The organism is Blastococcus sp. SYSU D00669 (assembly GCF_054050715.1).
Genome location: NZ_JBJGZV010000001.1, coordinates 365,218 through 378,101, shown reverse-complemented (window position 1 = coordinate 378,101; position 12,884 = coordinate 365,218). Strand labels below are relative to the sequence as shown.

General features: G+C 76.0%; 15 protein-coding genes. 10 read left to right on the top strand and 5 right to left on the bottom strand.

Features of this window, described 5'->3' with window-relative positions; all coding sequences use genetic code 11:
* Window positions 1-5 precede the first annotated feature (5 nt).
* Together ACI8AF_RS01835 and ACI8AF_RS01830 are read left to right on the top strand one after the other, a co-directional pair.
* Window positions 6-533 carry an RNA polymerase sigma factor gene (locus tag ACI8AF_RS01835; RefSeq protein WP_456537946.1) on the top strand — a complete coding sequence of 176 codons (528 nt, stop codon included), beginning with the start codon at window positions 6-8 and terminating at the stop codon, window positions 531-533.
* Complete coding sequence (locus tag ACI8AF_RS01830; RefSeq protein WP_456537945.1) at window positions 530-1,636, top strand: hypothetical protein; 1,107 nt, start codon at window positions 530-532, stop codon at window positions 1,634-1,636. Before ACI8AF_RS01835 ends, ACI8AF_RS01830 begins: the two co-directional genes overlap by 4 nt.
* A gap of 5 nt (window positions 1,637-1,641) precedes the next feature.
* Here the strand turns inward: ACI8AF_RS01830 and ACI8AF_RS01825 are convergent, their stop codons facing one another.
* The gene (locus ACI8AF_RS01825) at window positions 1,642-1,992 is read right to left on the bottom strand and encodes a hypothetical protein (protein ID WP_456537944.1); all 351 of its coding nucleotides are present in this window, start codon (window positions 1,990-1,992) and stop codon (window positions 1,642-1,644) included.
* Window positions 1,993-1,996: 4 nt separating this feature from the next.
* Window positions 1,997-2,626, bottom strand: coding sequence for a TetR/AcrR family transcriptional regulator (locus ACI8AF_RS01820; RefSeq protein ID WP_456537943.1), 630 nt, complete (start codon window positions 2,624-2,626; stop codon window positions 1,997-1,999).
* A 61-nt stretch (window positions 2,627-2,687) separates the two neighbouring features.
* Between ACI8AF_RS01820 and ACI8AF_RS01815 the strand changes: the two genes are divergently transcribed.
* Both ACI8AF_RS01815 and ACI8AF_RS01810 read left to right on the top strand, forming a co-directional pair.
* On the top strand, window positions 2,688-3,395 hold the full coding sequence (locus ACI8AF_RS01815) for a hemerythrin domain-containing protein (RefSeq protein WP_456537942.1): 708 nt from the start codon (window positions 2,688-2,690) through the stop codon (window positions 3,393-3,395).
* On the top strand, window positions 3,392-3,862 hold the full coding sequence (locus tag ACI8AF_RS01810) for a nitroreductase family deazaflavin-dependent oxidoreductase (protein ID WP_456537941.1): 471 nt from the start codon (window positions 3,392-3,394) through the stop codon (window positions 3,860-3,862). The genes ACI8AF_RS01815 and ACI8AF_RS01810 overlap by 4 nt, the downstream gene beginning before the upstream one ends.
* A gap of 57 nt (window positions 3,863-3,919) precedes the next feature.
* On the opposite strand, the gene ACI8AF_RS01805 is transcribed toward ACI8AF_RS01810, so the two are convergent.
* Window positions 3,920-4,249 carry a tetratricopeptide repeat protein gene (locus ACI8AF_RS01805; protein ID WP_456537940.1) on the bottom strand — a complete coding sequence of 110 codons (330 nt, stop codon included), beginning with the start codon at window positions 4,247-4,249 and terminating at the stop codon, window positions 3,920-3,922.
* Between the two features lie 105 nt (window positions 4,250-4,354).
* Here ACI8AF_RS01805 and ACI8AF_RS01800 point away from each other — a divergent pair, with 105 nt between their 5' ends.
* Window positions 4,355-5,020 carry a DUF4383 domain-containing protein gene (locus ACI8AF_RS01800; protein WP_456537939.1) on the top strand — a complete coding sequence of 222 codons (666 nt, stop codon included), beginning with the start codon at window positions 4,355-4,357 and terminating at the stop codon, window positions 5,018-5,020.
* Between the two features lie 30 nt (window positions 5,021-5,050).
* Complete coding sequence (gene cobG, locus ACI8AF_RS01795) at window positions 5,051-6,199, top strand: precorrin-3B synthase (RefSeq protein WP_456537938.1); 1,149 nt, start codon at window positions 5,051-5,053, stop codon at window positions 6,197-6,199.
* Here cobG and ACI8AF_RS01790 read toward each other — a convergent pair.
* Entirely contained in the window at window positions 6,196-7,374 is a 1,179-nt protein-coding gene (locus ACI8AF_RS01790) for a glucose-1-phosphate adenylyltransferase family protein (RefSeq protein ID WP_456537937.1), read from the bottom strand. The two genes, cobG and ACI8AF_RS01790, sit on opposite strands and share 4 nt — an antisense overlap.
* 44 nt (window positions 7,375-7,418) lie before the next feature.
* On the opposite strand from ACI8AF_RS01790, the gene ACI8AF_RS01785 reads away from it, so the two are divergent.
* The 3 genes from ACI8AF_RS01785 (at window position 7,419) to ACI8AF_RS01775 (ending at window position 10,889) form a co-directional block, all read left to right on the top strand.
* On the top strand, window positions 7,419-8,039 hold the full coding sequence (locus ACI8AF_RS01785) for a precorrin-8X methylmutase (RefSeq protein ID WP_456537936.1): 621 nt from the start codon (window positions 7,419-7,421) through the stop codon (window positions 8,037-8,039).
* The gene (locus ACI8AF_RS01780) at window positions 8,036-9,547 is read left to right on the top strand and encodes a precorrin-2 C(20)-methyltransferase (RefSeq protein ID WP_456537935.1); all 1,512 of its coding nucleotides are present in this window, start codon (window positions 8,036-8,038) and stop codon (window positions 9,545-9,547) included. Before ACI8AF_RS01785 ends, ACI8AF_RS01780 begins: the two co-directional genes overlap by 4 nt.
* 112 nt (window positions 9,548-9,659) lie before the next feature.
* Window positions 9,660-10,889 carry an MFS transporter gene (locus tag ACI8AF_RS01775; protein ID WP_456537934.1) on the top strand — a complete coding sequence of 410 codons (1,230 nt, stop codon included), beginning with the start codon at window positions 9,660-9,662 and terminating at the stop codon, window positions 10,887-10,889.
* Here ACI8AF_RS01775 and ACI8AF_RS01770 read toward each other — a convergent pair.
* Complete coding sequence (locus ACI8AF_RS01770) at window positions 10,880-11,491, bottom strand: flavodoxin family protein (RefSeq protein ID WP_456537933.1); 612 nt, start codon at window positions 11,489-11,491, stop codon at window positions 10,880-10,882. The genes ACI8AF_RS01775 and ACI8AF_RS01770 overlap by 10 nt on opposite strands.
* Window positions 11,492-11,596: 105 nt before the next feature.
* On the opposite strand from ACI8AF_RS01770, the gene ACI8AF_RS01765 reads away from it, so the two are divergent.
* Entirely contained in the window at window positions 11,597-12,883 is a 1,287-nt protein-coding gene (locus tag ACI8AF_RS01765; RefSeq protein WP_456537932.1) for a nucleotide disphospho-sugar-binding domain-containing protein, read from the top strand.
* Window position 12,884: the final 1 nt, after the last annotated feature.

Sequence of the window (12,884 nt, the reverse complement as noted above, 5' to 3'; positions counted from 1 at the left end):
GCCCGGTGAGCGACCGTCCCGAGCAGCGCTTCGACCGGCTCTGGCAGGACCACGCCGCGGCGGTGCTGCGGTACGCCCGCCGGCACGTGCTGCCCGACGAGGTCGACGACGTCGTCGCGGAGACCTTCGTGGTGGCCTGGCGCCGGCTCGACGAGGTGCCGCCGTACGGCCTGCCGTGGCTGCTCGGCGTCGCCCGGCACGTGAGCGCCAACGTCCGGCGCAGCCGCCGCCGGCAGCAGGCCCTGGCCGAACGCATCGGCGCCGACCTCGACGAGGAGCCGGCCTGGCCGGCGACCGACGCCGGCGATGCCGTCACCGCGGCGCTGCACCGGCTCTCCGACGCCGATCACGAGCTCCTCACCCTCATCGCCTGGGACGGGCTGAGCCACGCCGAGGCCGCTGAGGCGCTCGGCTGCTCCCGCGGCGCGCTCAAGGTGCGCCTGCACCGGGCCCGCACCCGGTTCGCCGCGCTGCTCGCCCCGCCCGCCGCCGTCCCCTGCTCCCTGCCCGACTCCCCCGGAGGTGCCGCATGACCCGCGACCTCGACACCCTGCTGCGCGACGCCGACCCGCTGCGCGGCGAGCCCGGCGACGACGCCGCGCGGCTGGCCGCCCTGCGCGAGCGCGTGGACCGGGAGCGCGACGGCCGCGGGGGCGACGGCCCGACCCTCCGCCGGGACTGGCGCCGCCGCGCCGCGCTCGTCGCCGTGGCCGCCGCGGCGCTCACCGCCGTCCCGGTGGTCGCCGGCATCGTCGGGGGCGACGACGACGGCGGCCCGCCGCTGATCACGCCGGCGGTCGCGGAGGACGGCTCGATCATCTGCGGGGCGGGCTACACGACCGCGGTCCCGCTGGAGGAGTCCGCCGTCCGCCTGCTGCCCGACGAGCTCCCGGCCGGCTGGTCGTACACCCGGATCTACGCCCGGCACGACGTGGCGGGCACCAGCTGCGTCCCGCCGTCGCTCACCGCGCTGCGACTGGACCCGCAGGGAGTGGTGACGGGGCGGGTGTCGGTGACCGGGCCGGTCGACGCGCACGTCGACCAGGGCCGGCTCCTCGGCAGCTCGGTGCCGGACACGGTCCTGGGGCAGGCCGCCCGCCGCTTCGACGTCGAGGTGGAGCACCCGGTCCAGCACTGGGTGTGGACGGACGTGCAGGGCCGGCAGTGGTCGGTCGAGGCGAGCGGGATGCCGCTGGACGAGGCACGCCAGGTGGTCGCCGCCGCCTCGGTCGACGGGGACGACGTCGGCTGGGACGCCGCGGCCGCGCCCGGCTGGACGCTCGTGCAGCAGCGGCGGGAGGCGCCCTACGGCGTCGCCGGCCGGCTCAGCTGGTCCGCCGACCTGACCGACGGCTCGCAGCAGCGGGTGCTCCAGGTCTGGGACCCCGAGGGCCCCGTGGTCCCCCTGCTGGCCTCCACCGGGATCGGCGAGCAGGTGACCACCCTCGACGGCCTCCCGGCGGTGGTCGGCCGCCCACGCGGGGACACGACGCCGGTGCTCGTCGAGGTGGCGCCCGGGACGGTCGCGATGAGCTTCTGGACCGGCACGGACCGCGCGGAGGTCGAGCGGATGCTGACGTCGCTGCGCCAGGCCATCCCGGACGACCCGCGGCTCGAGCGGTACGGCATCGGCTGAGCGGCTCAGGCGCGCGTGGCGTCCAGCAGCTGCAGCAGGTCGTGGGCGACCAGCTCGATCTCCTTGTGGCCCCACTCCGCCGCCCGGTAGTGGCAGGCGATGACGCCCATCCGGTGCACGCGCCGGAAGTCGCCGTACACGAAGCCGTAGCGGGCCTTCGTCTCCTCCCCGGCCCCCTCGGTCAGCGCGAGGTGCCAGGCCCCGTACTCGGCCCAGGAGTGCTTCGCGAGGTAGGCGTTCTCCTCCTCGGCGCCGGGCTGGACCCGCCCCCACTCGCTGCGCAGCACGTAGCGGCGGGCGGCGATGAGCTCGCGGGCGTGCGCGACGCCGGCGTCGTTGACGAGGTATTTCGCCATGCGCTCAGTCCAGCAGGAGCCGCTCCACCGCGTCGACCAGGAAGTCGGCGTACTCGTCGACGGACCAGCCGCGCACGCCCACCAGGTTCGCCACGGGTTCGTGGGTGAACAGGCCCCACGCGATCTCGGCCGCCCGGTCGACGCCCAGCCCCTGGCGCAGCCACGGCTCGAACGTGCTGATCAGGGCCCGCTGGTCGGCCAGCCGGCGGCGCTCGTACTCGGCCCACGCCTCGGCGATCTCCGCGTCGACGGTCGCCGCCGCGGCGAACACCTGGATCATCGGCACGGCCTGCGGGACGTAGACCCCGACGAGCTCGCGCAGGGCGGCCAGCTTGCCCTCCCGGTCCGGAGCCTCCATCGGCCGGAGGAAGACCTCGCGCTGCAGCAGCGGGCGCTCCTCGTCGTCGCCGACCACCGCGCGGTCGACGCAGGCCAGCAGCAGCGAGGCCTTGCTGCCCTGCCCGAACACGGTCTGCACCGAGACGCCGGCCCGCGCGGCGACGTCCTTCATGGTCGTGGCCGCGTAGCCCTTGTCCAAGAAGCACCGCCCCGCGGCGTCGAGCACGGCCACCCGTGTGCGCTGCGCCTGCTCCGCCCGCAGCGGCGAGTTGTAGACCCTCTTGCCCTCGGCCATGGATTCACCCTACTCTGCCGCTATTCGTTAGAGAGTGACTCCATCCAATGAGGTGAGACCGGTGACCACCACCGCCCCGACCGTCCCGCAGCTCCTGCTCCCCGGCCAGGCCGCCGCGCCCGAAGGCCCCGTCGACATCGCGCCCATGTACCTGATGCACCACGCCTTCCGCCGCGACCTCGACGCCTTCGCCGCCGCCGTCCCCACCGTGGCCGTGGCCGAGCGCGCGCGCTGGGCGCGGATCGCCCGCCGCTTCGACTTCTTCGCCACCGTGCTCCACAAGCACCACTCCGGCGAGGACCGCGCGATGTGGCCGTTGCTGGCCGAGAAGGGCGCCGACCCCGCCGTCCTCGACGCGCTCAAGGCCGAGCACGCCGGCATCGACCCGCTGCTGACGTCGGTCGCCGAGGACCTGCGGGCCCTCGCCGCCGGCACCGGCGACGCCACGACCCGGGACCGGCTGGCCGACACCACCGTGCGGTTGCGGGACGGCCTGAAGGCGCACCTCGCGCACGAGGAGCGCGACGGCATGGCGCTCGTGCAGGAGCACTTCACCCAGGAGGACTGGGACCGGCTGGACCGCGAGGTCTTCAAGAAGGACTACACGTCGCGCGAGGTCCCCGCGGTGGCCGGCTGGGTCGCCAACGGCTTGTCCGACGACGCCCTGCGGCGCATGCCCGACGTCAGCCCCGCGCTCTTCGCGATCGCCAGGTTCATGGGTCGCCGCGCCGCCCGCCGCGACGCGCGCATCCTCGGAGTGGGGCGGTGAAGGCCACCCGCGTCCTCACGGCCGTCAACAAGGTCAGGGTCTTCGCCAAGTACGGCCCGCAGCTGCACGTCGCGCTGCACCGCCGCTCCGGCGGACGGCTGGTCCGGACCTTCCGCGGCGGCGACGTCGTGCTCCTGACCCACACCGGTCGCCGGTCCGGGCGGACGTTCACCACGCCGCTGCTCTACGTCCGGGACGGGGACGACCTCGTCGTGGCCGCCTCGAACGGCGGGCTGGACCAGGAGCCGCAGTGGTGGCTCAACCTGCAGGCCGACCCGCGCGGCACGGTGGAGATCGCCGGTCGGCGCACCGAGATCGTGGCCGGCCAGGTCGCCGAACGCGACCGGCAGCGGCTCTGGGACGCCCTCATGGCCAAGTGCCCGACGTACGACGACTACCAGTCCTGGGTGTCGCGGCGGATCTCGCTCGTCCGGCTGACCCCCGTGGCGGAGGAACTGGCCGCCTGACGCGCGAGAGGGCGGACCGTGCGCGTGCACGGGACCGCCCTCTCGCTCGGGAAGGGGTCAGGCGGCGCCGAGGGCGTCGGCGACGCGGTGGTGGACGGCGGCGTCGTCCGGACGGCTCTGCCGCTCGAGGGTGCGGGCCAGCGCGCGGCGGGCCCAGCCGTTGGCCGGGGCCAGCGCCACCAGCCGGCCGAGGGCCTCCTCGGCGCGGTTCAGCTGCGCCGAGGCGAAGTAGGCGCGGGCCAGCAGCTCGAGGGCGGCCTCGTTCTCGGGCTCGGCCTCGACCACGGCGGTGAGGATGCGGGCGGCCTCGGTCGGCTGCCCCATGGCCAGGAAGAGGTCGGCGCGCAGGTACTCGGAGTGCAGGTCCAGCTCGAAGGGCGTGCTCACGGCCCGATCAACACCGGCCGGTCCCCGGGGCTTCCCGTTGCATCCGGCCGGCGGGTGGCGCCGGAAGAACGGGGTGCACATCCCTTCCCCTCCGAGGAGTTCGCCGTGACCCTCACCCTCCGCCGTCCCCCGACCCGACCCGCCGCCCCGGGCGCCCGCGTGCTCGCGGTGCACCGGGTCGGTGCGCTCGTCGTCGCCGCCGTCCTGCTCGTCTTCGGGGTGCTCGGCTTCGCCGACGGCCTGGCCTACTTCTCCACGGAGGGCGGGCGCGTCCTCGGGCTGTCCTCCAACGGGCTGCTGTCGACGATCTCGGTGGTCACCGCCGCCGTGCTCGCCGCCGCCGCGCTCCGCGGCCCGCGGATCGCCTCGACGGTGATGATGGTCGTCGGCGGGCTGTTCCTGCTCTCGGCGTTGGCGAACCTCGCCGTCCTGGAGACCGGCTGGAACCTGCTGGCCTTCCGGCTGAGCAACGTCTTCTTCTCCGTCGGCGCCGGGCTGGTGCTGCTCCTGCTCGGCGCCTACGGCCGGGTCAGCGGCAACCTGCCCGAGGACAGCCCCTACGCACGACCCCGGTCCGCCGGGGAGGCGCCGGCCGGCGACCAGCCCTCGACGCCGGCGGAGTTCGCCGCCGAGCGGGCCATGCGCGAGGCCGAGGTCGCCGTCGTCCAGCACGTCGCCACCGCCGACCAGCGCCGCCGGGTCGCGGCGATGGCGCAGGTGCGCGGCCGGGCCGAGCGGCGCCGGGTCTGGATGTCCTTCGACGCCGCCTGACGCTCCCGACGTCGTAGCCTCGCGGTCGCCATGACCGCTCCCCGCCTCCGTGCCGACGCCTGCCCGGGTGCGCTGCAGGCCCACGCCGCCGCCGACGGCGCGCTGGCCCGGGTCCGCGTCCCCGGCGGCCTGCTCACCGCCGCCCAGCTGCGGGTGCTCGCCGCGGCGGCCCGCGAGCTCGGCGACGGCCGGCTGGAGCTGACCAGCCGGGGCAACGTGCAGCTGCGCGGCCTGGGCGCCGCCGACGTCCCGGCGCTGGGCGGCCGGCTGGCCGACGCCGGGCTGCTTCCCAGCGAGACCCACGAGCGGGTGCGCAACGTGCTGGCCAGCGTGCTGTCCGGGCGCAGCGGCGGGCTGGTCGACGTCCGCCCGTCGGTCGCCGCGTTCGACGCCGGGCTGCGGGCCGACCCGGCGCTGGCCGACCTGCCGGGGCGCTTCCTCGCCACTCTCGACGACGGCCGGGGTGACGTCTCCGGGCTCGGTGGGGACGTCGGCCTGCTGGCCCTCGCGGACGGCACCGTGGCGCTGCTGCTGGGCGGCGCCGACAGCGGGCTGCGCGCCGACCCCGGCGGCGCGGTCGCCCTGCTGCTGGCCGCCACCCGCGCGTTCCTGGACGAGCGCGCCGCCCAGGGCGGGACCGCCTGGCGGCTGACCGAGCTGGCCGACGGCGTCCGCGCCGTGGCCGCCCGCCTCGCCGGGCCCCGTGCGGCGCCGGGCGAGGTGCCGGCCGCGCCGGAGGTCGGCCCGGTGGGGGCCGCGGAGCAGGCCGACGGCCGGGTCGCGCTCCTCGGCGTCGTCCCGCTGGGGGTGCTGACCGCCGACCAGGTCGACCTGCTCGCCCGGCTCGCGCCGGAGGTCCAGGTGACCCCGTGGCGCAGCGTCGTCGTCCCCGACCTGGCCGAGGGCGCCGTCGACGACGCCGCGGTCGACCTGCACCGCACCGGCATCGTGTTCGACGCCGACAGCCCCTGGACGCGGGTCACCGCCTGCGCCGGCCGGCCGGGGTGCGCGAAGTCGCTGGCCGACGTCCGCGCCGACGCCGTCACCGCCGTGGTGACCGGCGACCTGCCCGCCGGCGGCGCCCGGCAGCACTGGGCCGGCTGCGCGCGGCGCTGCGGCCGCCCGCGCGGCGACGTCGTGGACGTCGTCGCGACCGGCGACGGCTACCGCGCCGGCTAGTCCTCCTCGGGGTCGGGGTGGCGGGCGCCGGGCTCGATCGACGCGTCCTCCTCGATGCGGGCGGCGCGGCCCACCAGCGTGATGTCGCCGTCCCCGCCGACCGAGGCACCCCGCCCCACCTCGACGGCGTCGTCGAGCACCGCGCGCGTGACCGTCGCGCCCGACCGCACCCGCACGCCGGGCAGCAGCACCGAGTCGACCACCGTCGCGCCCGCCTCCACGACCACGCCCGGTGAGAGCACCGACCCGCGCACGTTCCCCGAGACCCGCGTGCCGCCGGCGAGCAGGCTGTTCTCGATCTGCCCGTCGTCGAGCACCCGCGCCGCGCTGTGCCCGCCCCCGCGGGTGCGCACCGGCCACCGCGGGTCGTCGAGGTCCAGCGGCGGGTCGGCGGACAGAAAGTCCTGGTGCGCCTGCCAGTAGGCGGGCACCGTCCCCACGTCGCGCCAGTAGCCCTCGAGCGGGTGGGCACGCGCCAGCCCGTCGGCGGTCTGCGCCGGCAGCAGCTGGTCGCCGAGGTCCTGCAGCTCGTCCTCGCCCACGTCGGCCGCGATCGCCTCCAGCCGGTCGAGGGTCTCCCGCGGCGAGAACACGAAGACCTCGTTGGTGGCGGTCGTCGTCGCCGGCTCGTCGGGCTTGTAGGCGTAGTCGACGACCTTCTCGCCGTCGACCCGCACGATGCCGTAGCGCGACGCGTCGTCGGCGGCGACCTCGGTGGTCACCATCGTGACCTCGGCGCCGGACTGCAGGTGGGCGTCGGCCACCTCGCGGTAGTCCAGCTTGTAGACGGCGTCGGCGCTGACCACGAGCAGGGCGTCGGGGTCGAAGGAGCGGATCACCCCGGCCTGGCGCCACAGCGAGTCCGCCGTGCCCTCGTTCCACCCGCCGCGCTCGTCGCCCTGCCGGGGCGGCAGGGTCAGCAGCCCGCCGGTGGTGCGGTCGAGGTCCCACGGCCGGCCGTTGGCCAGGTGGTCGGCCAGCGACGTCGGGTGGTGCTGGATCGACACCCACACGTCGGCGATGCCCGCGTGCTGGCAGTTGCTCAGCGGGAAGTCGATCAGCCGGTACACCCCGGCGAAGGGCACCGCCGGTTTGGCCCGGTGCTCGGTGAGCAGCTGGAGCCGGCTGCCGGCACCGCCGGCGAGGACGAGGACGAGGAGACGGGGCAGCGCCATGCGGCGCCGCTACCCGGAAGTGCGGCGACGTAGCCTCCCCTGCGATGTACGAGTACGAGAAGGACGGCGCGGCGATCTACCGGCGCTCGTTCGCGACCATCCGCGCCGAGGCGGACCTCACCGGGCTGCCCGACGACGTCGCCCGGGTGGCGGTCCGCATGATCCACGCCTGCGGCCAGGTCGACCTGGTCGACGACCTCGCCTTCTCCCCCGGCGTCGTCCGGCGTGCCCGCGAGGCCCTGGACGCCGGCGCCCCGGTGCTCTGCGACGCCGAGATGGTCGCCTCCGGCGTGACCCGCCGCCGGCTGCCCGAGGACAACGACGTCGTCTGCACCCTCAACGACCCGCGCACCCCGGCGCTGGCCGCCGAGCTGGGCACCACCCGGACCGCCGCCGCGCTGGAGCTGTGGCGCGACCGGCTCGACGGCGCGGTGGTGGCCATCGGCAACGCGCCGACGGCGCTGTTCCACCTGCTGGAGATGGTCGCGGCCGGGGCGCCGCGGCCGGCCGCGGTGCTGGGCGTCCCGGTCGGGTTCGTCGGCGCCGTGGAGTCCAAGGACGCCCTCGCCGCCTCGGACCTGGAGTTCCTGGTGGTCCGCGGGCGGCGCGGCGGCTCGGCCATGACGGCCGCCGCGGTCAACGCGATCGCGAGCGACGTCGAATGAGCCCGGGCCGTCTGTACGGCGTCGGGCTGGGCCCCGGCGACCCCGAGCTGGTCACGGTCAAGGCCGCCCGGCTGATCGGCGCCGCCGACGTCGTCGCCTTCCACGCCGCCCGGCACGGCCGGTCGGTGGCACGGGCGCTGGCCGAGCCCTACCTGCGCGAGGGCCAGGTCGAGGAGCTGCTCGTCTACCCGGTGACCACCGAGGGCACCGACCACCCCGGCGGCTACCAGGGCGCGATCGACGACTTCTACGAGGAGGCCGCCGCGCGGCTGGCCGCGCACCTCGACGCCGGTCGGGACGTCGTCGTGCTGGCCGAGGGCGACCCGTTCTTCTACGGCTCCTACATGCACATGCACAAACGGCTGGCGCACCGCTACCCGACCGAGGTCGTCCCCGGCGTGACCAGCGTCAGCGGCGCCGCGGCGGTGGTCGGCCGGCCGCTGGTCGAGCGCGACGAGGTGCTCACCGTGCTGCCCGGCACGCTGCCCTCCGACGAGCTCGCCGAGTGGCTGGCCACGACCGACTCGGCCGCCGTGCTCAAGCTCGGCCGCACCTTCGGCGCCGTCCGCGAGGCGTTCGACGCCGCCGGTGTGCTCGACCGCGCGCTCTACGTCGAGCGGGCCACCACCGACCGGCAGCGGGCGCTGCCGCTGGCCGACGTCGACCCCGACACCGTCCCCTACTTCTCGCTGGCCCTGCTGCCCAGCCCGCTGACCGGCCCCCTGCCCCAGCCCGAGGAGGCCGCGCCCGAGCCGCACGCCGGCGAGGTCGTCGTCGTCGGGCTCGGCCCGGGGCAGCGGTCGTGGACGACACCGGAGGCGGCCGACGCCCTCGCCGCCGCCGACGACCTGGTCGGCTACGGCCCCTACCTCGACCGCGTGCCGGCCAACCCGCGGCAGACCCGCCACCCCAGCGACAACCGGGTGGAGGCCGAGCGCGCCGCGCACGCGCTCTCGCTCGCGCGGGCCGGCCGCCGGGTCGCGGTGGTCTCCAGCGGCGACCCGGGCGTGTTCGCGATGGCCGCGGCGGTGCTCGAGGTGGCCGAGCGGCCGGAGTTCGCCGGCGTCCGCGTGCAGGTGCTGCCGGGGCTGACCGCCGCGCAGGCGGTGGCGTCGCGGGTCGGCGCCCCGCTGGGCCACGACTTCGCGGTGATCAGCCTGTCCGACGTCCGCAAGCCGTGGGACGTCGTGCTGGACCGGCTGCGGCACGCGGCCGCCGCCGACCTCGTGCTGGCGCTCTACAACCCGCGCTCCAAGGCCCGCCCGCACCAGCTCGGCGAGGCGCAGAAGGTGCTGCTGGAGAACCGCTCGCCCGACACCGTCGTGGTGGTCGGCCGCGACGTCGGCGGGCCGACCGAGGACGTCGTCGTCACCACCCTCGGCGACCTCGACCCCGACACCGTGGACATGCGCTGCCTGGTGCTCATCGGCTCCTCGCGCACCCGCCTGAGCCCCTCCGGCCGCGTCTGGACCCCGCGCACCTACGAGCCCCGACCGACCCAGGCATAGGTACCTATACATGCGTGTGACGCGGCAGAACGCACGTATAGGTACCTATGCCTGACCGGCCGACGCGCCGGGAGCGGGAATGGGGCGGACGGCGGCGCCCTTGTCCACGGTCGTGCCGAGCCGACGCCTCTCCCGGCCGGCCGCCTTCTGGTCGGTCGCCGTCCTGCTCGTCCTCATGCTCGCGGCCTCGGGGGTGCCCTCCCCGCTCTACCGCGTCTACCAGGAGGAGTTCGGCTTCAGCTCGGGCGTGCTGACGACGGTGTTCGCCGTCTACTCCTTCGCGCTGCTGGTGTCGCTCCTGGTCGTCGGCGGCCTCTCCGACCACGTGGGACGGCGCCCGGTCGTGGCGGCGGCGTTCGTGCTCGAGGCCGCGGCGATGGTGCTGTTCCTGACCGCGGACGGCGTCGGCTGGCTGCTGGCCGCCCGCGTCGTGCAGGGCCTGGCCACCGGGGCGCTGACCAGCGCGCTCGGCGCCGCGCTGCTCGACCTGCAGCGCGCCGACCGCCCGCTCGGGCCGCTGATCAACAGCGCCTCCCCGGGCCTCGGGCTGTCGCTGGGCGCGGTCGGCGCCGGCGTGCTCGTGCAGCTGGTGCCCTCGCCCACCGACTGGGTCTTCGGCGTCCTGACCGGCGTCTTCCTGCTCGCCGCCGCCGGCGTGCTGCTGCTGCCCGAGTCCTCGCCCCGCGTGCCCGGCGCCCTGGCCTCGCTGCGCCCGCGGGTCGAGGTGCCGCCGGCGCACCGGCGGCCGTTCCTCGTCGCGCTGCCGGTGCTCGTCGCCGCCTGGGCGCTCGGCGGGCTCTACGCCTCGCTCGGCCCGTCGCTGGTCGCCGACGTCTTCGGCATCGACAACCACATCGCCGGCAGCCTGCTGATCCTCGCGCTCAACGGCACCGGCGTCCTCGGCTCGCTCGCGCTGCGGCCGATGGCGCCGGAGTCGGCGCTGCTGACCGGCGCGGTCGTCTTCGCCGCCGGCGTGGTCGGCACCGTCGTCGCCGTCCTGACCGGTGCCACCGTGCTGCTGTTCGCCGCCGCGGTGGTCACCGGCTTCGGGTTCGGCGGCTCGTTCCTCGGCGCCATCGCCATGATCACCCGCGGCGTCGCCCCGGGGCACCGGGCCGGCCTGCTGGCCAGCACCTTCGTCGTCGGCTACGTGTCGTTCAGCGTGCCGGCCATCGCCGCCGGGATCGCCGTGGGCGGCCTGGGCCTGGCCCGCACCACCGAGGTCTACGGCGCCGTCGTCGTGGTGCTCGCCCTGGTCGCCGTCACCACCCTGCTGCTGCGGCGGCGTGCCCGGCCCGCGCCCGAGCACGCCGCCCGCGAGGCGGTGCCGGCTCAGCTGTAGGGGCTGGCCTTGAGCAGCCGGGCCAGGTGCGCGGCGTTCTCGGCCAGCGTCTTCGTCGCCTGCGCCACCGGCTCGGGCGTCTCGTCGAGGTCGAGGTAGTCGACGCCCTGCATCGCCTCGCCGTTCCAGTAGGTGACGCCCTGCGCGGGGATGGTGAAGCCGACGTCGGCCAGTGCCTGGAAGGCGTCGGCGCTGATGTGGTGGGCGCCGTCCTCGTTGCCGACGACGGCGACGACGGCGACCTTGCCGGTGATCAGCGGTCGGCCGGAGTCGTCGGTCTCGGACAGCTCGCCGTCGAGCCGCTCGAGCACGCCCTGCGCGACGCTGGTCATGTGCCCGACCCAGGTCGGCGTCGCGAACACCAGGATGTCGGCGGCCAGCAGCTTCTGGCGGATCGCCGGCCACTCGTCGCCCTGGCCCATGTCCACCTGCACGCCGGGCTTCACGTCGTGGTCGAGGACGCGGACCACCTCCCCCGCCACCCCCTGCTCGGCGAGCGCGTCGAGCACCTCCTGGGCGAGCTTCTGGCTGCTGGACGGTTCCGGCGAGGGCTTGAGGCTGCACACGAGGGCGAGGGCGCGGAGGGACGCGGTCTCGGTCATGGCCGCGCACTGCCCATGTCACCTGGGCTTTCACACATCCCGGGCCCGACGGCCCTGGCCCGGGCGCGGACCCGCTCGGAGGATGGGGGTCCCGGGTGGTGCGAGATGTCCGAGTCCCCCTCCCGGCCGCGCGGCCGGTTCCTCCTCGCCGTCGTCGACGCCGGCGGCACCCTCCCACCCGCCCTCGGGCTGGCCGCGGAACTGGTCCGCCGGGGCCACTCGGTGGAGGTGGTGGGTGACCCGACCGCGGAGCGGTCGGCGCGGTCTGCGGGGTGCGGGTTCACCCCCTGGCGGACGGCGCCGCACATCGACTCGGTCGCCGACCAGACCGCACTGATCGCCGAGCTGGAGAGCGGCAGCGGGTGGCACCAGTTCGCCGTCGCCCGGGACCGGTTCGTCGTCGGGCCGGCATCGCGGTACGCCGACGACGTGGTCACCGCGGTGCGGGAGCACCCCGTGGACGCCGTGCTCGCCGACGGACTCCCCGGGCTGCTCATCGGCGCGCTGGCGACCCACCGGCCCACGGCCGCCCTCATGGCGAACATCTACCTGCGTCCCACCCCGGGGATGCCCGTGATGCTGACCGGGTGGACGCCGCCCCGCGGTCGCCCGGGACGGGCACGGGACGCGGTGATCCGCGCCGTGATGCGGCGGCTGGTGTTCTCCCGGTTCCTCCCCGGGCTGAACCGGGCGCTCGCCGCGCACGGGCAGGCGCCGATCAGGGACCTGTTCGAGCTGTTCGACCGCTGCGCCGAGGTGCTGGTGCTGACCAGCCCCTCCTTCGACTTCTCTTCCCCGCACATCCCGGCCAACGTGCACTACGTGGGGCCGCAGCTCGACGACCCGGACTGGACCGCCACGGCCGACGACTGGCACCCGCCGGGCGAGGGGCCGCTGGTCCTGGTGGCCACCAGCTCGGTCTTCCAGGACCAGGCCGGTCTGCTGCGCCGCGTCGCGGCCGCGCTGGGCGGGCTGCCGGTCCGCGCCGTCCTCACCACCGGCCGGGCGGTCGACCCCGCCGACGTCCCGTCCCCGGCGAACGTGCGCGTCGTCCGGGCGGCTCCGCACCGCGCGGTCCTCGCCGAGGCCTCGGTCGTGGTGACGCACGCCGGCCACGGCACCGTGCTCAAGTCCCTGGCCGCCGGGGTGCCGCTGGTCTGCATCCCGATGGGCCGGGACCAGAAGGACAACACCGTGCGTGTGCTGCGGCTGGGCGCCGGCGTGCGCCTGGACGAGGAGGCACCCCCGGAGCGGATCGCCGCCGCCGTGGAGCGGGTGCTCGACGACCCCACCTACACCGACGCCGCCCGCCGCTTCGCGGACCTCCTCGAGGCCGAGGGCAAGACCCGACCGAGCGCCGCGGACCGTGCCGAAGCGCTGCTGGCGCCGTGAG